Origin of the sequence: Candidatus Magnetobacterium casense (assembly GCF_019173545.1) — a bacterium.
In the GTDB taxonomy this organism is placed as follows: domain Bacteria; phylum Nitrospirota; class Thermodesulfovibrionia; order Thermodesulfovibrionales; family Magnetobacteriaceae; genus Magnetobacterium; species Magnetobacterium cryptolimnobacter.
Map to the genome: position 1 here is coordinate 1 of NZ_JABXWD010000009.1, position 22,814 is coordinate 22,814.

The 22,814-nt window shown below is 48.6% G+C and carries 13 protein-coding genes; 8 read left to right on the forward strand and 5 right to left on the reverse strand.

Going from position 1 to position 22,814, the window contains the following annotated elements:
- Nucleotides 1-921: 921 nt before the first annotated feature.
- A complete protein-coding gene (locus HWQ67_RS01000) occupies nt 922-1,881 on the forward strand; it encodes a PstS family phosphate ABC transporter substrate-binding protein (protein WP_218250784.1) in 960 nt (319 codons plus the stop codon).
- Between the two features lie 31 nt (nt 1,882-1,912).
- Nucleotides 1,913-4,141, forward strand: coding sequence for an ABC transporter permease subunit (locus tag HWQ67_RS01005; RefSeq protein WP_218250772.1), 2,229 nt, complete (start codon nt 1,913-1,915; stop codon nt 4,139-4,141).
- 131 nt (nt 4,142-4,272) lie between these two features.
- Here HWQ67_RS01005 and HWQ67_RS01010 read toward each other — a convergent pair whose 3' ends face one another.
- Nucleotides 4,273-6,066, reverse strand: coding sequence for a putative bifunctional diguanylate cyclase/phosphodiesterase (locus HWQ67_RS01010; protein ID WP_218250773.1), 1,794 nt, complete (start codon nt 6,064-6,066; stop codon nt 4,273-4,275).
- Between the two features lie 182 nt (nt 6,067-6,248).
- Here HWQ67_RS01010 and HWQ67_RS01015 point away from each other — a divergent pair, with 182 nt between their 5' ends.
- Nucleotides 6,249-8,618, forward strand: coding sequence for an HD domain-containing phosphohydrolase (locus HWQ67_RS01015; RefSeq protein ID WP_218250774.1), 2,370 nt, complete (start codon nt 6,249-6,251; stop codon nt 8,616-8,618).
- Nucleotides 8,619-8,638: 20 nt separating this feature from the next.
- On the opposite strand, the gene HWQ67_RS01020 is transcribed toward HWQ67_RS01015, so the two are convergent.
- The 4 genes from HWQ67_RS01020 to htpG form a co-directional block, all read right to left on the reverse strand.
- Nucleotides 8,639-8,779, reverse strand: a complete 141-nt coding sequence (locus tag HWQ67_RS01020) for a hypothetical protein (RefSeq protein ID WP_218250775.1) — start codon at nt 8,777-8,779, stop codon at nt 8,639-8,641.
- Nucleotides 8,780-8,912: 133 nt separating this feature from the next.
- A complete protein-coding gene (locus tag HWQ67_RS01025) occupies nt 8,913-9,449 on the reverse strand; it encodes a hypothetical protein (RefSeq protein WP_218250776.1) in 537 nt (178 codons plus the stop codon).
- 414 nt (nt 9,450-9,863) lie between these two features.
- Nucleotides 9,864-10,100, reverse strand: coding sequence for a HEPN domain-containing protein (locus HWQ67_RS01030; RefSeq protein WP_218250777.1), 237 nt, complete (start codon nt 10,098-10,100; stop codon nt 9,864-9,866).
- Nucleotides 10,101-10,347: 247 nt separating this feature from the next.
- On the reverse strand, nt 10,348-12,252 hold the full coding sequence (gene htpG / locus HWQ67_RS01035; protein ID WP_218250778.1) for a molecular chaperone HtpG: 1,905 nt from the start codon (nt 12,250-12,252) through the stop codon (nt 10,348-10,350).
- Between the two features lie 342 nt (nt 12,253-12,594).
- Here htpG and HWQ67_RS20145 point away from each other — a divergent pair, with 342 nt between their 5' ends.
- From HWQ67_RS20145 to HWQ67_RS01060, 5 genes are all read left to right on the forward strand, one after another.
- Nucleotides 12,595-14,193 (forward strand): NADH-quinone oxidoreductase subunit C, encoded by a 1,599-nt coding sequence (locus HWQ67_RS20145; RefSeq protein WP_218250779.1) that lies wholly within the window; start codon nt 12,595-12,597, stop codon nt 14,191-14,193.
- A 132-nt stretch (nt 14,194-14,325) separates the two neighbouring features.
- The gene (locus tag HWQ67_RS01045) at nt 14,326-19,059 is read left to right on the forward strand and encodes a tetratricopeptide repeat protein (RefSeq protein WP_218250780.1); all 4,734 of its coding nucleotides are present in this window, start codon (nt 14,326-14,328) and stop codon (nt 19,057-19,059) included.
- A gap of 13 nt (nt 19,060-19,072) precedes the next feature.
- Nucleotides 19,073-20,602, forward strand: coding sequence for a Swt1 family HEPN domain-containing protein (locus HWQ67_RS01050; protein ID WP_218250781.1), 1,530 nt, complete (start codon nt 19,073-19,075; stop codon nt 20,600-20,602).
- A 184-nt stretch (nt 20,603-20,786) separates the two neighbouring features.
- Nucleotides 20,787-21,650 (forward strand): glycine--tRNA ligase subunit alpha, encoded by an 864-nt coding sequence (locus HWQ67_RS01055; protein ID WP_218250782.1) that lies wholly within the window; start codon nt 20,787-20,789, stop codon nt 21,648-21,650.
- A gap of 2 nt (nt 21,651-21,652) precedes the next feature.
- The coding region (locus tag HWQ67_RS01060; protein ID WP_218250783.1) for a glycine--tRNA ligase subunit beta at nt 21,653-22,814 on the forward strand (1,162 nt) is incomplete at its 3' end.

The window sequence follows — 22,814 nt, forward strand, 5'->3', positions numbered from 1 at the left end:
GGGCGGCTCCGCCCCCCTTCAGAACCCCCTGCAAGGGGACCAGTCCCCTTGACCCCATTATTTCACACTCAAATATCATGCCTGAAAAAACCTGCGTCATTTCAGTATAACTGTCTGAACCAGGATTGCACAGATTAAAGGATTTGGTTCCTTCTTACTTCATGTGGGTAACTCAACTTAAGGATAGCGACCAACGGGAGCGGGTAGCACAATCTACCGACTTATACTTTTATAGGCTTTCCCTTGCAAACAATAGAGATTAAAGGCAACATGGCAAGGCTTATAATTTTTCTTCCCCTGTTGCCCATAGGTGGGTGTTGTTAATCCTACCCACTCACTTTAAGAAAGAGCCATAAATTATTATAAAATATTTGATGGACTATAGGGTGTGCGCAATGTCAGTTTAAGGGTAAGGTCAAGAATTTTGGCTACACAAACTGGCGTTTACCTACCAAAGCAGAAGCATTGTATTTTTGGTTACACTGGCTTTGTCAAACTATCTTGATAACATGAGAGTCTTTACAATTATAATGTCTCTGAACCACGATTGAATAACATACCATCACAGGATTTTTCAGAGCAAGAGGGTGCATAAATTTTGGGTGGGTAACCGGGACGCATTATTTACTATTTTTTCCAAATGGCCATTCTATGCTGTTTTAGAAAATGGATTCCAGTTTTCACGGGAATGACAGTAAACGGCATTTTACACCCATCTGTGTCATTCCTGCGCAAGCAGGAATCCATTACCCACTACTTTTTTATGCACCCGAGCAAGAAAATAAATTGTCATTGCCCTACGACAAATGTTATCCTAAAACAATACACTAAAAAAACATAAGGAGGATTCAGTAAGTTATGAGACAACAAATCAAGGGTAGGAAAGATATGGTATACAGATGGGTTGCCAGGTCCCTGAGCATGACGGTTTTGATGACCTTACTTTTATCCGTGGTGTTTGTGTATACCGGCCTTGCGGCAGAGGGGGTTGACGCACAACTGCCGCCGTACAATAAGGTAAGCGGGGTATCGGGCAGCATCAACAGCGTTGGCTCCGATACGATGAACAACCTCATGACGCTGTGGTGTGAGGGGTTTTCCAAGCACTACCCAAACGTCAAGTGTCAGATAGAGGGCAAGGGGTCAAGCACCGCACCTCCGGCACTGATTGCCGCAACCGCCCAGCTTGGTCCGATGTCCAGGGCTATGAAAAGCTCCGAAAGTGATGAATTTGAGAAAAAGTTCGGCTACAAACCAACACAGATAAAAAGCGCCCTTGACTCCCTGGCCATCTATGTCCACAAGGACAATCCCATCGCAGGGCTGACCATAGACCAGGCCGACGCCATATTTTCCAAGACCAAAAAATGCGGCGCCACTCAGGACATCAAGACATGGGGACAACTGGCCATGACCGGCGACTGGACCAACCGTCCCATCAGCATCTACGGACGCAACAGTGCATCGGGCACGTATGCCTTCTTTAAGGAACATGCCATGTGCAAAGGCGATTTTAAGGACGAAGTCAAGGAGCAACCAGGCTCCGCATCCGTTGTCCAGGGGATAACCGAAGACCGATATGCCATCGGCTACAGCGGCATAGGCTACAAGACCTCCGGCGTGCGTACCCTACCGCTGGCTTCCAAAAAGGGCGAGCCTTACAAGGAGCCAAGTTACGCAAACGTCATCAACGGCTCATATCCACTTGCCAGGTTCCTGTACATATACGTCAACAAGGCGCCAAAAAAGCCACTTGACCCGCTCATCAGCGAATTCATAAAGTACATACTCAGCGCCGAGGGACAGAAGGTCGTAGTAAAGGACGGCTATGACCCCTTGCCGGAAAAGATAGTCAGGGCGCAGTTAAAGGAACTCGAGTGATCATGCCGGAGTCACTGCCGTGTGAGAGGTTATGCAAAGAGACCCCGGCGCTCGACTAACCAAACGCGACCTCATTGACAAGACTGCCACCGCCGTCATAACCCTGGGAGGGGTGGCAGTTATATTTAGCATTATCGCCATCATGTTTTTTATAATCTACGAGGTCTATCCGTTGTGGAAGTCCCCAAAGTCGGAACTAACCGGCAGGATTGACCACACGTCCGGGCACGTACTTGCCACGGGTGTTGAGGAATACAGGGAGGTGGCCTACGTCATAACGGGCAAGGCTTCCGTGGACTTCATCTCCCTCAAGGGGGGCAATGTACTAAAACGTGTGCCGCTTGATAAGTTGGCGGGCAAGGAGATAGCCTCCGTGACGTCGTTGCAGGGCAACGAGCACTATAGCATTGGCACAGCGGATGGCTATGTTGTACCGGTGAGGGTCAGGGTCGAGTCGTCCTTTGACGCTCACGGCAAACGAGTCCTTGAGCCAACCGTTACGGAGGGAGAGCCGGAGATGATTGCATCCGCGTCGATAAAGCAGGCCGTTGCCGTGACATCGGAGGATGATACCGGTGCGGTTGCCGCAATCACAGCCACGGGACAGGTGTTGATAACCCTACGCAAGCAAAAACGCTCTCTCCTGGACGAAGGTACCACGGAGACCTTTAAGCACGACCTCACCGCCGACCTCAAGGGCGACGCCCCCACGGCCATTATTATTGACCAGCGTCTTGAAAACGTCTACGTTGGCACCAGGGGCGGTGTGCTCTACAACTGGGACATCAGGGAGGCCGCCGCTGCACCGGTACTCATGCGCGTTGAATCTGCCAGGGATACGTCGGAGATCACGGCTTTGGGGTTTTTGGTTGGCCAGAGGTCGCTCATTGTGGGGCGTAGTTCCGGCAGTGTATCCGTGTGGTTTCACGTAAGCGACAATAAGGCCGATGGACAAAAGCAACTAACCAACATTCACGCCTTTGAGTCTCACAAGGCAGCCGTTGTCATGCTGGTGCCAACAAAGCGCAACAGGAGCTTTTTGAGCGTTGACGCCACCGGCAACGTCATCCTCCACCACAGCCCTACGACCAGGACGCTGTTGCGACTTAATGTCGGTAACGTGCCCTTGAGCGCCATTGCCTACGCCCCCCGTGGTGACGGCGTGGTTGCCGTCAATCAACGGACCGCCATCATGTATGGTTGGGACATCGACGTCGCACATCCGGAGGTGACGCTCGGGACATTGTTTGGCAAGGTCTGGTATGAGGACTACGACCGCCCTGAGTACTCGTGGCAGTCCTCCGGGTCGGGGGACGACTTTGAGGCCAAGCTGAGTCTTATGCCGTTGATCTTTGGTACACTCAAGGGGACGCTCTATGCCATGTTGTTTGCCGTACCAATAGCCATCGGCGGGGCCATATGCGTGTCGCAGTTTATGCACCACAGTCTGCGTGCCGTCATCAAGCCAGTCATTGAGATCATGGCGGCTATGCCCAGTGTCGTGATAGGGTTTGTGGCCGGTCTGTGGATGGCTCCGCTTGTAGAGAGGCTCGTGCCAACGCTTTTCCTTTTACCGGTACAGGTGGTGGTGATGGCGTTGCTGACGTTGCTTCTGTGGCGTCTGATGCCCCGTTCCTACCGGACGAAGTTCAGGCGAGGGACGGAGTTTCTGATACTGTTGCCGGTGTTTGTTTTGGGATTGCCGGTATTTTTGTGGCTTAATGAGGTGATCCAGGGGTTGTTTGTGCAGGTTGACTTTCGGTTGTGGTTGCACAGTGCGTTGGGGTTGACCTACGACCAGCGCAACTCCCTGATAGTCGGATACGCCATGAGCTTTGCCGTCATCCCGATAATATTTACGATAGCCGAGGATGCTATGTCCAACGTCCCCCAGAACCTGATATCGGCCTCTCTGGCGTTGGGCGCCAACAGGTGGCAGACCGTGACAAAAGTGGTGTTGCCGGCAGCCGCGGCGGGCATCTTCTCCGCCGTGATGATAGGCCTCTCCAGGGCCGTCGGTGAGACGATGATCGTCCTGATGGCAACGGGAAACACCCCCATTATGGATTGGAGCATCTTTAACGGTTTCCGGGCAATGTCGGCAAACCTCGCCGTCGAGATGCCCGAAGCACCCCAGGGGGGCACCCTTTATCGAACGCTGTTTCTGTCAGCGTTGTTGCTGTTCTTTTTCACCTTCGTGTTAAACACCGCCGCCGAAATCATACGCATGAGGATCAAACGGAAGCTCAGGCAGTTGTAGGTGGGGTATAAGAAGACAAAGAAACAAGGAGGCTCCACCCTCTCCTTGACCTCCCCTGCAAGGGGACCAGTCCCCCACTGAGCGGGGGGTCGCTGACCCCTTGACCCCATAAAGTACCATGTATTTTGTATCTAATCAAGCTGATGTTCAATAACCCCTGAGGGCATACCGATAAAATACCCCTGGGCATAGTCCACAGACATCAGTGCAAGCTCTTTAAGGATCTCAGGGGTTTCTACGTACTTTGCCACTGTCCTTATGTTTAACTCCATAGCAAGGGTCGCTATGCTCTTTACAAAGGCATGGTATATGACGTCCTTAAACATGCCCCTGATAAACTCTCCTTCGATCTTTATGTAGTCAATGGGTATTCTCTTTATATAGTGATATGACGAGAAGCCGGAGCCAAAGTCCTCTATGGCAAACTGAAATCCCTCGTGTCTCAAATCAAGGACAAACCTCTCAACAACGGCAAGATTCTTAACCGCATCTTGCTCGGTGAGTTTAAAGACAACATTTGATGGTCGTATTGCGTAATCCGTGGCCAACTCAACAATGGTAGGTATAAACCGCGTGATGGTCAGCGATCTCGGTGAGAGATTAACAAAGAGTTTTCCCGTATAACCCTCCGTGTGGATTTTATCAAAGGCCTTTTCTACAATTATATAATCCAGCTTGTGTACTATGCCGATGTCCTCGGCAACATCTATAAACTCCCCGGCAACCATGAGTTTTTCGTCTCTTACCAGTCTCATGAGCAGTTCATTTATCTCAGTTGCGCCGGTTTGTACGTTTATAATTGGCTGGAAGTGGGGGATGATATTTTCTTTTTTATTTACGGCGTTGAGCAGGAAGAGGCTTTTTTCCTTGTTCTGAATGGAGACGGTTGTTATGTCTTCGTTGGTGGGCAGGCTTATCATGTTTTTGCCCTTTTTCTTGGACTTGTACATGGCGCTGTCTGCTATGCGGAAGAGTTCCTTGACGTCTCTGGAGTGTGTTGGACATATGGCAATGCCTATGGATGCGGTGGTTCTTATTTTTTTGCCGGCGGGGTCTTTAAGGTCCAGGGATTCCAAGTCGTTGGTCAGCCTTGTGGCTACAAGCATGGCCTGTTCTTCGGTGGTTTCGGGCAGGATTATCGTGAATTCATCCCCGCCGTATCTGGCCAGGATATCGCCATCGCGCAGGGACTGACGCAGCTTTAACGCCGCCAACTGCAAAAACCTGTCACCAAAATGATGGCCATAGCTGTCGTTTATCGTCTTGAAGTTATCGAAGTCTATGACCATCAGCCCAAAGCTGTAGTTGCGCCTGTGTGCCCTGCCGGATTCATACTGCAAGAGTTCCCAGAACACCCGTTGGTTAAAGAGGTTGGTAAGGGGGTCGCGCGTGGCGTAAAACGCCATCTCCCTGGTATAGCCGTGGATGACCTTGATCGAGCCTGCCACATTGGCAAATATATTGAGGGCGCTCTCTGCAAGAGAATCTATTTCGGGTTCCCCACGCTGTTGGAGGCTTGTTGTTATACCGACAATGCCGTCTACATCTGAGGTCTTAAGCGCCTTGACCCTGGACACCGGAACCGTATTGCACATTGTGATTGCCCTATCTGCAACATCATGGACTATATTGCATTGCAGGTCTGCGGGGGCTTTGTTATCATGTGACAGGCTTTTCTTTATTAGCTCTTCAAATACTTGTATTGTTTGACTGTCGGGCTGGTGTCGCCAAAATACCTCCACGTCGTAACATCCTTCCTCGGTCGTCTTAAATGCCGTAAAGAGATTAAATGTCTCTATGTATTCATTGATCTCCCTCAGCAGTGACATGACGTGAGGTTTCCAATCCCTGATCAGTTCCGCTGTGATTATAAACTTCTCAAGCAGCCTTGTTTCAAAAAGCAGCAAATCTCTCTTTATGGTCATATCCTTCATCCTGATGCCCGATATGCTCAGTTGAACTACATTGTTAGTATAGCATAATCACGCGCCTATAACAAGGCATCCAAAAAGAATATGACATTCGGTGTCAGGGCAATCTATCCAAGAAGGCATGATATGTTGTATTATAGGTATGGTATGAATAAACTGAAGGTGCAGTTTTTACAATGGTGAGCTATTACAAGAACATACTGGTGTCTTTTATGGCCATCCTGGTGGTGTTTGTCTTCATCGTTGACGGCATACTGGTAATGCACAAGCGGATCAACTTCTACCAGAAGATGGAAGAACAATTACGGCACGAACTCAACACTGTTGGGCTCGTTGTTGAGGAATCTATTGGATCAAATCACCTCAGGGAACTAAACACCATCCTGTCCAAGTGGTTTGACAACCATGGCGAGATCCTCGAACTGAGGGTTGTAAACAACGCTAATACCATCGCTATCCTGCACAACCGTCTTAAGAACACCTCCATGCCATCCCAACCGGTGATCGTCACCCATAAAGTCAAAGACATTGCCACAATTACAGCAACTCTGAATCCAAACGTTACCATGCCGGGGTTGAAAATGCTGCTCTTGTTTATCATTATCGGCTCCGTTCTGGTCATAGGCGTTATGGGGACGACCCTGTGGTGGTTGCTAAAAAAGAGGGACGCAGAGCACATCGAACAAGACAAGTTCCATACGGGACTGCACATGGAACGCCTGAGATTATATAACATACTAAACGCCATAGAGGACGGTATCTGTGTAATCAACAAGGACTACGGCGTGGAGTTTATCAATAACTCAATTGAAACAGACTTTGGCCCGGTACAGGGCAGGAAGTGTCATCAATACTTCTTTGATGAGCCTGCTGTCTGCTCCTGGTGCATAACCGATGATGTCCTGGGCGGTAAGGGCGTCCGTTGGGAAAAGAATGTCCTCAAGAGCCAAAAAACCTATGAGGTATACGAAACACCGCTGACCTATAACGACGACAACGTTGAAAGACTCATGGTGTTTCAGGATATAACGGGTCTCAAAAATACGGAAAACAAGATAAAGCGGCACTTCGAGATACAGACCCTGACACACAGCATCCTACAGACCTCCCTTAAGGACCTCTCCTTTTCCGAGCTGCTCAACAGCATACTCAAGACCGTTCTCTCAACCCCAAAGCTATCGCTGTTGAGTAAGGGATGCGTCTACGTGGTCAACGACAATGCCCCTGATATGCTCACACTTGTGGCGGCCTACGCCTACAGCCTTGATCAGATGACCAAGTGTGTCAACATCCGTTTTGGGGAATGTCTGTGCGGTAAGGCGGCTGAAACCGGCCAGACCGTCTTTGCCGAAGACGTCGATCCACAGCACACGATTTCCTACGAGGGGTTGAGTTCACACGGTCACTACTGTCTGCCGATAATATTTCAGGACAAGGTTGTAGGGGTGTTTAACGTCTATACGATAAAGGGGCAACCCAGGGACTACGACACCGAAGAGATACTCAACGCAGTAGCCAGTGTCCTCTCCGGCATCATCGTGCGCAAAAAAACTGAGGCGGCACTCCAGGAGCGGGAGGAACACTTCCGCAGCATCGTCCAGACAACAAGCAACGGCATTATCTCCATAGACACAAACGATAATGTAAGCACGTGGAACAATGGCGCTGCTCATATATTTGGCTACACCGCAGAGGAGATGATCGGTCAGCCCCTGACAAGGATTATCCCTGAGCGCTTCCGTCAGGCACACAAAAAGGGACTTAAGGGGGCCGTTGATACAGGCGTGTCAAAGACCCTTGGCAAGACGATAGAGATTAGCGCCTTGAGGAAGGATGGTTCGGAGTTCTTCATCGAGCTGTCTGTTGCCAGGTGGAGCGCCCGCACGGGTATATTTTTTACCGGCATAATCAGAGACATTACAAGGCGCAGACAAAACGCCTTTGAGCTTGAAAAAACGGTGGAAAAACTCCGCAAACTTACGGATGCCGTGACCCAGGCAATGGCCGCCGCAGTTGAGGCAAAAGACCCATACACCGCCGGGCATCAACGCAGGGTTGCCGACCTCTCCCGTGCCATTGCCGATGAAATGCGCCTGTCCCCTCAGCAGACAGAGGGCGTCAGGGTGGCGGCCACCATACACGACATCGGCAAACTAACCGTACCCACTGAGATACTCAGTAAGCCCGGCAAACTCAAACCACACGAGCTTAGTCTCATCAAGGAGCACTCTCAGATCGGCTATGATATCCTCAGGGGAATAGAGTTTCCATATCCCGTGGCTCAGATAATCCTCCAACATCACGAAAGATTAAACGGTTCCGGTTATCCTAATGGCCTCATGGGCGACGAAATATACATCGAGGCACGGATCATCTGTGTGGCCGACGTGGTGGAGGCCATGGCCAATCACCGTCCATACAGGCCGGCACTGGGTATACAGGCCGCACTGGACGAAATCACCCGCGGACGAAATTCCCTTTATGACTCAAACGTAGTTGACGCCTGTGTCCGGGTCTTCGGCAAGGGGTTTGTGTTTAAGGATTAAATCAGGCAAAGTGGGGAGGGCTACCCCCTCTTCTTTTCTTTGTAACCGCGTGGGGTGACAAGAAAATCATTGATTCTGAGGGTCTGTGAGTTTTCGATTATTAGGGTTGTGTGCATATCTATTTCGTAGTTGAGCATACGGCTCAGATCGGTTATCACCACCGACTTGCCCTAATGCATGACAGCCTTTACGATGCCAACGGGGGTGGTCTCTACCCTGTAGCGCAGGATGATATCACGGGCGGTGTTGATGTGCGTACTGCGGCCTTTGCTCATTGGGGTAATCGTCTTACTGCTACAGTCTGTCCCCGACTGTGTGACCGTGAACATCTGTCCGGCAATGGTGATCGTGCCGGTGCGCTGGCTCGTGGATGTATTTGCTGCCACCGGTTGAGGTGAAGGTCTTGCTCGTTGGGTTTACGATTATGTCGTACTCGAGTTGGCTGTTGTTGCCATAGAACCGGACGTTGATCCCGTCATACACGTTGCGGTAGACCACGGATTTATATGTCGGGACGTCCGTCTTCCACCTGGCGCTGTCGTTGCCGATGAAGTAGTTGACCCTGCCATCCTGCACATCCTCGGGGACGACCTCGACGTTGGCGTTAGCGCCCTTGAAGGAGAGCTTTACCGTCTCCTGCCTGCCCCCCTTGGAGTGCTTCTCCGAGGGCAGCCCCCTTGCAGACCGCTGTTTGGGAGCCTCGCCCTTGGTCAGCGATACGTAGACACCGTTCTTTGTGAACCAGGTCGCGTGCGATGCGCCCTTTTCGTAGAACCGCATCCGTTTGTCCACCTGGCCGTCGTTTTCGATAAAATACAGCGGCAGCTTCATGTAGGCGCTTGAAATCGCCTTGTCGTCTGCCGCTTTGACACCTCCGGTGGCGTCCCCTGCGTCCCCTGTGGCGGGGATTGTTGTTGCGGCTGCGTGGATGCAAAATAGCAGCGCAATGATCAGTGTGTTGAGCCATACAACACTACTTAGACCTAAATACTATTATCTATATGCTCACAGGTAAGCTGGATTATACTAAGATTGGGTTACCCACTTGAAATGAAAAGGAACTCCGAATATATTTATACCTTGCTCGCCTACTCTGCTGAGAAACATTTTAACCTTTTCTGTTATTAAAGCATTGATTTGAGTCAATTAAATATCCCCTCAATTTCTTTTAATTTGTTTTCTGTAAAGTCTCTTGTGCTTTTCTTTCTAAAACTCCGTTTTTCATCAGGATACCTTGCTTCAAGATTAAAAGAGGTCATTTCGGTAAGTTTTTCCTTTTGAGGTAATGATAGAGAAATCCCTGCAAGCTCTGCTATGTTTACTAAGGTTATGAGTGAAAGGAGCGTGTTCTTTTCTGTTGTTTACATAAACAGTTTTTGATATCTTTTCAATTGCAATATGCCCAAAGAAAAGTGAATATGAATAGTCTTCCTTTTCAAAGAGATGTTGTGCTACTTGTAATGCTTCTTCTGCCTCTGTCAACCGAACTCTTTGAGCTTTTCTACATCCATGCTTGATTATACTATAGTCTTACAATTTTTAGCAATTAATACAAATTCGGAACCAAAGGACTTGGGCATAAATAATTTACTTATTTCAAGTCTGTTAGGAGTGGTAAAGAAAATACTCAACGCAAGCCTATACCGTAAAAAACCTTTTATACAGCTTACGTGATCAAGGATAGCCGGCCTTGACCACGTAAGTTACGCAAAAGAGAGGGGTCTATATGTCAGCCCATGGTTGCGGCCATGAGTTTTGCCACGGTCTTTGTAAATGCTGCGGGGTCCTTGAGTTTGCCCCCTTCTAGCAGTACGGCCTGGTCGTAGAGCAGTCGTATGCCTTCGTTTAGTTTTTCGCTGGTGGCGTTGTCGTTAAAGGTTTTCTCCATTGCCTGAATAAGCGGATGAGAGGGATTGAGTTCGAGTATCCTCTTGCTTGTTGGCACTTCTTTGCCCATGGACATAAGCAATCGCTCCATTGCGGGGTCTATTGCGTGTTCGTCTGTAACCAGACAACAGGGTGAGTCCTTCAACCTGCCCGACAGACGCACCTCCTTGACCTCCTCCGCAAGACGGTCGTGGATCATGTCCAGGAGTTTTTTAAACTTTTTGGCGGTTACCTTTTTTTCTTCTGCCTCTTCTTTGTTGTCGAGTTTTATGTCGCCCTTGATTACGGACTTAAACTTCTTGCCTTTGTACTCAAAGAGGTTGAAGATGATGTCGTCAAACTCATCAGGCATGATCAGGACATCATAGCCCTTGTCCCTGAATGCCTCGATATAGGGAGAACCCATGGCCTCCTGCACCGATGGCGCCGTGATGTAGTAGACCTCCTCCTGTCCCTCCTTGATGTTGGCAACGTAGTCCTTGAGGGTGGTAAACTTGTCCTTGTCTGTCCTGATGGACTTAAACAGCACCAGGTCGGCGATGGCCTCGCGACGACTGAGGTCAAAGTGGATGCCTTCCTTTAGTACCTTGCCAAATATCTTGAAGAACTCCTCGTACTTCTCCGGCTCCTTCTGCATCATATCGGCAAGGGAGTCAAGCACCTTTTTGGTTGCATTCTTATTTATGATATCCACCTGGCGGTTGTTCTGAAGCATCTCCCTGGAGACATTCAGTGGCAGGTCGGAGGAGTCAACAACACCCTTTACAAACCGCAGGTACTTGGGTAACAGTTCCTCGCAGTGGTCCATGATCTTCACTCGCCTGACGTATAGCGCCGTGCCAACCTTGAACTTGTCAAAGTATATGTCAAAGGGGATCATCGATGGGATGTACAACAGTGCTGTGAACTCCGATGTGCCCTCGGCCTTATAGTGGATCACCTTTAAGGGGTCTGTGAAGTCGTGTGAGATGTGCTTATAGAACTCGTTGTATTCGGCTTCGGTTATATCTGCCTTGTCCTTGAGCCAGATGGCCTTCATGGAGTTGAGGACTTCGTCTTCCTTGACCTTGACCTTTTGGGATTTGTCTATGGAGCTGTCCTGTTCCCTTTCAACTTCCATCACGATAGGGTGTGCGATATAGTCGGAGTACTTTTTGACCAGGCTTCTGAGTTCCCATAGGTCGAGGTATTTGTCCTCTTCCTTGTTGATTTGAAGGATTATGTCAGTGCCTGCGGTTGCCTTTTCGGTGTCCTCGATGACAAAGGCACCCTTTGCCTCAGACTGCCACTTGATGGCCGGATTGTCCCCTGCCTGGGCACTCTTTGAGATAACCGTCACGCTGTCGGCCACCATAAAGGAAGAATAAAACCCCACGCCAAATTGCCCGATAAGTTCAGGGTTGTCCTTGACGTCCCTGTCCTTTAGCGACTTGAGAAATTCCACTGTCCCTGAACGCGCAATTGTACCGAGTTCTCGTATGGCCTCCTGGCGTGTCATGCCGATGCCATTGTCGCTGATCGTCAGCGTGCCCTTGTCCTTGTCGGCGGTTATCCGAATCTTCCAGTCACCGGCATCCCTGCCAAGGTCGGGGTTAATGAGCGACTCGTAGCGTCTCTTGTCAATGGCATCCGAGGCATTGGATATCAGCTCCCTCAAAAACACCTCCTTGTGCGAATACAGCGAGTGTATCACAAGGTCAAGGAGTTGATTTACCTCAGTCTTAAACTCAAGTGTCTCTGTTGTCATAATCTTTCTTATAGCGCCTCCATTGTTATGCTTATATGCGTTATGCTTAGAGATATTTTATACGTTTCAGCGACAAAAAATCAACAGAAATTTTGGTATTCTTTTTATAGCACGTTTCGATTGGATACAATACAAGATACATGGCATTTTTACGGGGTCAAGGGGACTTCTTCGTGGCCGGGGCGGGTGCGACCCGCTGCGACAAGGAAAGCGCAGCCGCCCCTTTTTTTCCCTCCGGTCAAATGCGATTGCCCTGACACCCAAATATACAGTTGATTTTTTCAGGCATTTATTTTAGTATAATCAACATAAGGCATGAAAAAAGACAGCAAAGTGTTTTAAGTGAACATCCTCAGAGACGCCATAACCTCGGCCTGCTCCATTGCCACAGGTCGCTCCTGCATTGGGGAATACATAAACTACGACACAAATCAATACCCGGCATCGGTGCCGTGCTGTGTTGTCTCAAGGGAGGGGTTTGTGGCGGTGGCAAATGTCATGAAAGAGGTCTATGCCTTTTTGGTTGCCCAATGGGCAAGTGATCGGAGTCGGGAGCAAGGGGGTTTTTCGGTCTTTGCGTGCTACAGGAGGGAGTCTGAGTACCTCATCGTGACAACCGACGTCCCCGCCACCGACCCCACGTTTCCAACCCTGACGGGCCTGTATGTTACCGCCTGGCGGTTTGAGCGACAGATACACAGCCTCATGGGGGTTACGCCGGTTGGACATCCCGACCTGAGACCGTGGATAAAGTTTGAGGACTGGCCCCAGGACGCCTGGCCGCTGCGCAAGTCCTTTGATCCCTCACGGCGCATGGAAAGAACCAATGGCCGGTATAAGTGGATCAGTACCGATGGCGATGGCGCTTACGAAATCCCGGTAGGACCGGTGCATGCCGGCATTATAGAGCCGGGTCACTTTCGCTTTCAGGCCGTGGGTGAGCACGTCATCAACCTCGAAGAACGTCTGGGCTACGTGCATAAGGGGATCGAAAAGCGGTTTGAGTCCCTGGGCTGGCATGAGGGCGCACGGCTTGCCGGCAGGGTGTCTGGTGATACGACGGTTGCGCACAGCCTTGCCTACTGCATGGCCCTGGAGTCCATGACGCAGTGCATTATTCCGCCGAGGGCGCAGTGGTTACGGGCACTGTTTCTTGAGCGCGAGCGGATTGCCAATCACCTGGGCGACCTGGGGGCAATATGCAACGATGTGGCCTTTGCGCTCTTGCTGTATCAGTTTGCCAGACTCAAGGAAATAATCGTCCGCACCAACCATAGGCTCTTCGGGCACCGGTTTATCATGGACAGGGTGACACCTGGCGGGGTGGCCGTGGACATCGATCCCGCCGGTGTCAGGGACATATTGGCTGAAATGACGCTGCTTGAGGATGAGTTTGAGCGACTCGTTGCCATCTACGACGATAACCCCTCCCTGGAAGACAGGGTGCGTGATACCGGTTGTCTTGCCCCTGAGGTGGCAAGGGAGTTGGGTGTGGTTGGCATTGTGGCGCGTGCCAGCGGGTTAAACGTGGATTGTCGTCTGCAAAATCCATTTCCTCCCTATGACAAACTGGAGGTCAAGGTGCCGGTTCTGGTCTCAGGTGACGTCCATGCACGGGCATGGGTCAGGGTCGAGGAGGTGCGGCAGTCCATTGTCCTGATACGCAGGATACTCGGTCTGTTGCCTGATGGAGACGTTTCGGTGTCAATGGAGTTGCCCCTGGCAGGCAGGGCCGGATTTGCCGCCGTTGAGGGTTGGCGTGGGGAGATCATCTACTGGCTCGCCTCTGATGAACAGGGACAGGTCAACCGCTGCATGGTCAGGGACCCCTCCAGCGTCAACTGGCTGGCACTTGAGCAGGCCATCCCCGGAAATATCGTCCCCGACTTCCCCGTCTGCAACAAGAGCTTCAATCAATCGTACTCCGGACACGACCTGTAACCCTGTAACAACGCAGAGCCGTAACCCCCTGCTCGCAATTATAGAGCGTTTCGATTGCATGCGATACCGTAAAACAAGGCAGTGAATTTGTTTGCAAAAAAAGTTTGACGTCGAGTATAATTAGGGATAGTAATGATTGAAATTATAAAAATAATCCAGAAACAGGTTCCTATGGGTAGTAAAGTTTCATTCACGTTGAGAAACGGCAGTGAAAAGTCAGGCATTCTAGTAGAACTTGGGCAAGGACACATTACATTGGACTGCAATGGCAGTTCTGCCACAATCCTGCCTGATATGATTGGAGCCTGGCAAGTTCTGGCGGATTCACCAGCGACTGCCCTAAACATTTCTCCGTTATCTGAGCAGCCCATTATTTCCCTAAAGCCTCCCACATCAGAAGCACTAAAGATGCAATTTGAAATCAATACACGTTTTCAAGTCAATTCACAGGCAGCAATAATCCAAATCAGAAGTATAGAGTTCACTTTTATTGCCGGTGAATTCAAAGACAAAAAAGGTATTGATGTGCAGCAAATGTGGAATCGTATCAAAGAGAAATATAAATATGCGGAAAAGAGCAATGAACTGAGTTCCAAGTTTGGCAGGATTCAACCTATTATACTTGAGCTAAAAAATCTTTATGAACATTTCCCAAATTCTATTACAGTGAAAAGAAGTCTGGGTTACATGAAATGGTTGTCTGGAAATATATCAGAGGCCATCAAATTTTATAAAGAAGCTGCATCAAGCTCTAACGACCCTTGGGATTGGTATAATGTGGCAGCGTTGGCATTAAAGTGTCAACAGGATGAATTGTCTTGTCATGGTTTGGAGCAATTCTTTGATAAAGTATCAATAACTGAGAATTTAGAAGCATGGTATGTTTATGCCGGATTGCTAAAAAAACATACCTATTATCGTGCCCTGTACAGATTGATCGGAAGCGCAAGTCATAGTTTTTCTGATGAAGAATTTGTTATCGTCTTAGAAACTTGTATGTACTTGCTTAGTACTGTCGAGCATGAAACGTTAGCAGTAGAATTGGCGCAAGAAAGGCTAGCAGGACAGTCAGCGGCAAAACTGGTTCAGATAGCTCTAAGTCATCTCAACGAACAATCAAGTAAAGACTATGCGTTAATGGTGCCTGAGGTAAACAAGAAAGACTCACATAATGATGTAACCGATCAACCACAGGGACAAGCAAATGAAACCCACTCGTCAATAGTATCTGAGGCAAGCGATAAAGATTTATCTATGTATTTAGTCTATCAACCAAAAGGTTATATATACGACTATAAATCAGAGCGTGGTTTTGGCTTTATCCGAGGTGTGGATAATGAGAAGTATTTCTTTCACCGGAGCGCAATTACGGAAGATGATTTACTTAACCAAGCTCAAAATATGATATCAGGCAGAGAGATTCCGGTGGTTTTCGAAACGGCTGAAGGGCCAAGGGGACCACTGGCAATCGGAATTACATTGTATCGCACAATTGACAAAATGTACTCACGTGCCACTGAATACGCCAATGATGGTGAATACAACAAAGCAATCTCTCAAATAAAGAAAGTCCTGGAGCTTAATCCCGATTATCCATCTGCAAAAGAAGATTATGAAAAGTGGCGGGAGTACGCCAGGATCAGTGGTGTTCCAAGTGGTTCAAATCCGTATGCACGAGCAAAACGTGTACAGATGGTTGAAAAAGACCTCGAGAAAGCCGCCTCATTATTTCTCTCTGCTATTATTCAGGGAGACAATGCCCAGAGCGCTGTCAAAGACCTGGCCGCCCTGCTTGGTCAACAAGAAAAAACGGAGGAGGCTATTAACATCTTGGAAACATACCGCAGGAAGATTCAGGATCAACAGTCTGTTGATAATATGCTGATTGGCTTCTATCAGAAAGCTGAACAATTTGATAAAGCCATCGAATTATCACAAAAAAAACTTAAACAAGCTACCACTGAAGCCAAAAAGGTGCATATTCACTGGCAGATTGCAAATAACTATCTGAGGAAGAAGAACTATTCTGAGGCTGAACAGAGTTTCCGAAAAGTACTCCAATTGCAGCCGGATAACAAAATAGCTCAAAGAAACATTGCGATATGTCTTTTCAAGCAGGAGCATTATGATAGCGCACAAAAAGTGTTGGAGAAAATTCTTTCGACGGTTCCAGATACCCAGGCCGCAGACCTGTTAGAAGCTATCAAGCAAGCTCAGACTGGTCAACCTCCTCAAATTGATGATATCATCATTGAAACAACTCTTTCGGATATTCCCAGGGAGATTAGCGGGTTCACCAAATTCTTCCTTGACCGTTGTGATTATCAGGGAGTGCGTTCTGATCACGTAAAGCAGCGTAACTTTGACCATAGTGATATCCTAAAATTAGAACAACTAGCCACGGAATCTCGAACTATCCGACCGCGCGGACGAGCAGGCTACTATTTATCCGCTGCCAAGATAACCTCACTATTGGAAGATGAAGACCCGAATCAGTTTTATAAGTACCTTTGCCGGAGTTTTGCTTCAACAGGAGATGCGATTGTTATGGAGGGCGGATCATTAGATGTGGCACGTGAATTTTATTGTGAATCGCTCAGTGTATATGATTGGGATCGAAGCCGAAGCAGAAAGGAGAAGGATGCTGAGAACGCTCTTGTTCGATTTCTGTTTTCTACCATAGGGCCGGCTCAAATTCCTATCACACCCAGCATTCCCCCCATTGATGAGGCCCTGGAGACTATTCTGAGTAGCCATCCCGACCGGAATAAGGTCTTCGATGCTATCGCATACCTCATCTTTCGTAGTCGTCATGCTGCCAACCGTATACTACCCCCCCTTTATAACAAGTCTTCCCTGCAAGCTATTGCCATTGAGTATTTGAAATCCAAAGCTATACCTATTGTATCAGTAAAGCGATTAGACGACTTTGTCCTTTTATGGAATATGCTAATCAGGAAAAAACTGGATGAAAATCGCTCTATTTCACATGAATTTCGTCTCTTATCCAAACTGGAACTAACCACTGTGTCATTGGAAAGAAACATTGAGTGTGTTAAGGAACTATCTAGCCGACTATGTTTTGACTTGGATCAACAACGGGCAAGGCAACTGCAAAAGATTCTCGAAATGACATTAGATTTGTGTAAACAAACATTTTTCGAAGAACAAGAGCGTCTCTGCATTCAAGTAGACAATCACTGCCAAGACTTGAAAAGAGAGATTGAGGGCAGTTCAACTAAATTTTCAGTCGAAGAGATGTATCCAGTTGTAGAAGCCGTTCAGGAGAAAGTGAAGATTAGACTCGAAGCACTGTATGAAAGTTCAACGCCTCAGTTAACCCTTCGCTTGCCTGTAGAGTCCTACACCCCGGGTAGCAACCGTTTGATTGAAGTACAGATTGCGGTTAGCAATCGCGCAGGCTGCAGCCCGGCTGAATCTTTAAAGCTGGTGATTCAGGGATATAAGGATACCGTTCAGTTGGATGATTCACTACGTGGTGGAGACCAGCGTATCCTAAAGGTGCCACTTCAGGTTGGTGAAGAATCATTACTCTCCCAGGCATTCTCCTTGCAAGTTTACGCCCAATATCGTACGCGCTCAGGGGATACAGAACGAGCAGCCGTTAACAATTTTTCAATTCGTTTAGATTCCGAACAGCAATTTGAGGAGATCGAAAATCCCTATGCCGCCTATGCCGAAGGTGGTGTTGTCGGTAATCCGGATATGTTCTATGGCCGTGATGAAATGATCGCTAATGTAGCAAAGGCGCTACAGACATCTCGCACACAAAGCAAGTGCGTTGTTATCTACGGACAAAAACGCGCCGGCAAGTCGTCTATTCTCCACCATCTCAAGACCAGGTTACAATTAGGCAGTGGCCTGCTTGTCTTAGACTTAGGTAGTATCGGATCAATGATTGATGAACAATCATCCACTCCCTTTCTGTACCAAATCCTATGGGGAATTCTAAAAAAGTTGCAATATGCCATTGAGGACAGGGTCAGCAATGGGTACAGTTCGTTAGAACTATCATTTATTTCTGACAGAGAATTCTACGATTATCCTAGCCCCCTTGCGTTGTTCAAGGATGTATTTGATCGCTTTCGACGTGTTGCTTCCAAATCGCCGGATTGGTGCGACGTTCACCCTATTGTTCTAATAGACGAGTTTTCATATATCTATGGACAAATTACAAAAGGGCTTATTCCTGAATCGTTTATGAAGAACTGGAAGGCGTTGTTACAGGAGAATTATTTCAATGCCGTGTTGGTCGGTCAAGATGTGATGCCCAAGTTTAAGCTGCGTTTCCCCAATGAATTCGGAATCATGCAAGATGAACGAGTGACCTATCTCAGACGTGAGGATGCTGTCAGGCTCATTGACGAACCAATTCGTATTGGAGGACGGCATGGTGAAAGCCGGTACCGTGAACGTGCAATAGAGCATGTTATTGCCCTGACGGCCGGCAGCCCTTTCTACATTCAAATTCTATGCAACCGACTGGTGGAATATATGAACCGCAAACGTGCCAGTCTGGTTACAGAGGCAGACGTAGAGCAGGTAAAAGAAGAGTTATTGGTAGGTGTAAATCTCCTGGGGGTAGACAAGTTTGATAATATGATCAACTCTGGTGATACTTCAGAAGATGCTATAAGTGACGAAGATGCACTCAAGGTGTTGACGGCGATTGCCTTGAACAGCAGAACAGGGCCATGCAACAGAAATAGTATTGTTGTTGAAACGCGTACATCTGTTGATGTAATACTTGAAGACCTGTTCAAACGTGACGTCGTGGAACGTGAAAAGGGGCAGTATTACTCGATTCGCGTTGGTTTATTCAAAGAGTGGCTCATTTCGCATTAATTAGGAGATGAATATGGAATCAGATTTTGAAAATCCGTTTGCTGATTATGGTAACATTGTCAGCGGCAATCGCTTTATAGGCCGTCACGATAGTTTACGTGAAATAGAAAGCCGTGTGATTAACCCGTCAGAATCAGGAAACATGGCCATCATAGGAAATCATCGTATAGGTAAGAGCAGTTTGGTTTTCAAAGCTATAATGGATCGCCGTAAGGTACTTCAGGACAAGAAGCAGCTTCCCGTGTGGATCAACCTGGCAACCTGCGATCAGGCTTCCTCTTTCTTCCGTTCTCTGGTTACTCACAGTTACTATGAAATGACAGACTTGGACTGGTTAACCCCTACTATTATAGCTGCGGCTGAAAGTGTTTTTCAAGATGGGTTGTCTTGGACCGATAGTTACTTCCGCATCCAACGCTTCTTTAAAAGAGTACGCCAAGCAGGTATTCGCATATTGTTTGTTCTTGACGAGTTCGATCATGCCCGCAAACTTTTCAAGGATAACATATCAGCTTTTCAGGCTTTACGGGAACTTTCCTATAATCCCGAGTGGAGAGTTACTTTCATCACGACATCCCGACGTACCATCCGCAATATTGAACTACAAACAGGGGCGATTTCCAATTTTGACCTCACCTTACACAAACTTTACTTGGGCATGTTCGATGAGTCTGACATAGAAGAGTATTTTGCACGTATCTCTTCAATAGGTATCGAGGTTACAGAAGCTTTTAAAGAAAAAGTGCGGTTTTATTGCGGTAGGCACCCACATCTTTTGGAAGTGCTGGGCTACGAAATAGTAAAGTCGTTCAGTAACCAACATGTAACTGATGTAGATCAGGCTGCTGATAAGAGTGAGCGTTCCTTTTTCGATCAATACGAGCATATGGTCAGTCTTTTAAACGAGGACGACAGCCTCAAGATAATATTGCAAATCCTCTTTGGGCCAGTTGTAGACGTCAAACCAACTCATGTGAACGAGTTTCAGCTATATGGCCTTATTCAACCTAACCAAGAGGGAAATTACTGTGCCTTTTCTGAACACTTTCAAACATATTTGAGGCTGATAGAACGTCAAAGCAATTTGTGGCCAATATGGAAAAAAACAGAAATCGCACTCCGCAATATCATTACCACCACTATGCGGGAAAAGTACGGTGAACCGTGGATTGACAAACTGGAGAAGGCACATTCAAAACTTAAACCGATATTTGATAAATGCCGGGAGGCACAACAAAAAGAGGAAAAATCATTTAAAGACAGGGCATCTTGTGACCTGATTGACTACACGTATCCTCAAGATTTATTTGCTATCATCTTTGCCGAGTGGGTGGAGTTCAAGGCACTTTTCGGAAAAGATACGAACTATTGGGCTCAACGTGCAGACCTCCTCGCCAGGGTAAGGAATCCACTGGCCCACAATCGTGAGCAAATCCTCCTTGATTACGAAAGACAGATTGCTGAAGGCTACTGCAATGAAATACTGGAGACATTACGAACGAATACCGAAAAACATAGCAAAGCAAACATGCAAGCACCGTAACGGCATCGATACCTCATATAAACAGAGGGGACAGTAAGTCTCTGCTTGCAGTTAAACGCAAAACAGGGCGGCGAATTTGCTTGCAAAAAAATGCTCTCCTACATATTTGACAAAACCTGCATAGTTTTTTTATTCTTCTTTTGAAGCTGTTAAAATAAAGATAAATTGTAAGAAGGAAGGTTCATTGGATTTTCAACAACTTATATTGAGGCTACAGGATTTTTGGGCGGCGAAGGACTGTGTCATCCTTCAGCCATACGACATAGAGGTAGGTGCGGGGACGTTCCACCCGGCAACGTTTTTCAGGGTGCTCGGGTCAAAACCGTGGAAAACCGCCTACGTTCAACCCTCCCGCAGACCCACCGACGGCAGGTACGGCGACAATCCCAACCGTCTTCAACACTACTACCAGTACCAGGTAATACTTAAGCCCTCACCGGTGGAGTCCCAGGAGCTGTACCTGGAAAGCCTCACCTGCCTGGGCATAGACCCCCGCAGACACGACATACGCTTTGTCGAGGACGACTGGGAATCCCCCACGCTGGGCGCCTGGGGACTGGGCTGGGAGGTCTGGCTCGATGGCATGGAGGTCACGCAATTTACGTACTTCCAGCAGGTTGGGGGCATCGACCTTAAACCCGTCTCCGTGGAGATCACCTACGGCCTTGAGAGGATTGCCATGTACCTGCAGGGGATCGACAACGTCTACGCTCTGCGCTGGAACAAGGACTTCTCCTACGGCGACATCCACCACAGGGATGAGGTCGAGTTTTCGCACTTCAATTTCGACAGGGCTGATGTCAGATTGCACAAACAATTGTTTGAGGATTTCGAGCAACAGTGTACCACCCTGTTGCGGGAGGGATTAGTGGGACCGGCGTATGAGTTCTGCCTTAAGTGTTCACACGTCTTTAACATCCTTGATGCCAGAGGCGCCATCTCCGTAGCCGAACGCACCGCCTACATAGCCCGTGTGCGGGCACTGGCCAGACCCTGTGCCGAGGCCTATATACAAGCCCAAACCGATACGCAAAAGGAGGCACTATAGATATGGCCAACGACATTACACTTATCCTGGAGATCGGTGTTGAGGAGATACCGGCCACCTTCCTGCCCGCCACTATCACGCAACTGAGGGACGTCACCAAAGGCGTGCTCTCCGACAACGGGGTAGAGTTCTCCGACGTCAGGGTCTACGCAACCCCAAGACGCCTTGCCGTCATAGCAACCGGAGTCAGCGGGCATCAAAAGAGCCGCACCACCGAACACTTTGGCCCTCCACAAAAAACAGCCTTCTCTGCCGACGGTCAGCCCACCAGGGCAGCAATCAGCTTTGCACAACTGCACGGCATAGCGGTAGAGGACTTGATAATAAAACAAAAGCAAACAACAACAACACAAGTAATAACTCCCAAGCTCAAATCCTGCACAGGAAGGGGTCAAGGGGTCCATGACCCCTTGCGGGGGGGATCTGAAGGGGGGGCGGAGCCGCCCCCTTCTTCTTCTTCTCCGCCACCGAAAAAGCAGAAGGGCGGACAATACGTCGTGGCAGTCATCAGGCAAGAGGGGCACGCCACCAGAGAGATAGCCGCTTCTTTGTTTACGCAAATAGTGACGGCACTGCATTTTCCAAAGGCCATGCGCTGGGCTGACCTTGAGACAAGGTTTGTTCGTCCGGTAAGATGGCTCATGGCGCTCTGTGACGGCGCTGCGGTGGAGTTTGAGTTTGCCGGTGTGAAAAGCTCCAACACCACACACGGCCACCGATTCCTGGCCAACGTGGCCATTGAGGTCTCCAACGCCGCACAGTATCACGAGGCCCTGGAAGCCAACTACGTCATCCTTGACCAGGACAAGCGACGCCAATTGATCCGGATACAGTGTCAGCAGGTCGCCGGTGAATTTGGGGCGTTGCCCGTTGCCGATGACGCCCTGTTGCAGCAGGTGACACACCTGGTTGAATATCCCTACGCCGTAGCGGGGGAATTTGAGGAGGTCTACCTGAGCCTGCCGCGGCAATTGCTGATAACCGTCATGAGAGACCACCAGCGCTGCTTTGCCATAGAGACGCAGGAAGGACGGTTATTAAATCGCTTCATCGTGGTCAGTAACACGGTTGCAGACAACGCCGAAGTGGTACGCATAGGAGCCCAACGGGTAATACGGGCACGTCTGGAAGACGCCAGGTTCTACTACGACGAAGACCTCAAGG

What these genes read in the sequence shown, in the direction of transcription:
- HWQ67_RS01000 (WP_218250784.1), top strand. Translation starts at nt 922, where the DNA reads ATGACGGTTTTGATGACCTTACTTTTATCCGTGGTGTTTGTGTATACC.
- HWQ67_RS01005 (WP_218250772.1), top strand. Translation starts at nt 1,913, where the DNA reads ATGCAAAGAGACCCCGGCGCTCGACTAACCAAACGCGACCTCATTGAC.
- HWQ67_RS01010 (WP_218250773.1), bottom strand. Translation starts at nt 6,066, where the DNA reads ATGACCATAAAGAGAGATTTGCTGCTTTTTGAAACAAGGCTGCTTGAG.
- HWQ67_RS01015 (WP_218250774.1), top strand. Translation starts at nt 6,249, where the DNA reads ATGGTGAGCTATTACAAGAACATACTGGTGTCTTTTATGGCCATCCTG.
- HWQ67_RS01025 (WP_218250776.1), bottom strand. Translation starts at nt 9,449, where the DNA reads ATGAAGCTGCCGCTGTATTTTATCGAAAACGACGGCCAGGTGGACAAA.
- htpG (WP_218250778.1), bottom strand. Translation starts at nt 12,252, where the DNA reads ATGACAACAGAGACACTTGAGTTTAAGACTGAGGTAAATCAACTCCTT.
- HWQ67_RS01045 (WP_218250780.1), top strand. Translation starts at nt 14,326, where the DNA reads ATGATTGAAATTATAAAAATAATCCAGAAACAGGTTCCTATGGGTAGT.
- HWQ67_RS01050 (WP_218250781.1), top strand. Translation starts at nt 19,073, where the DNA reads ATGGAATCAGATTTTGAAAATCCGTTTGCTGATTATGGTAACATTGTC.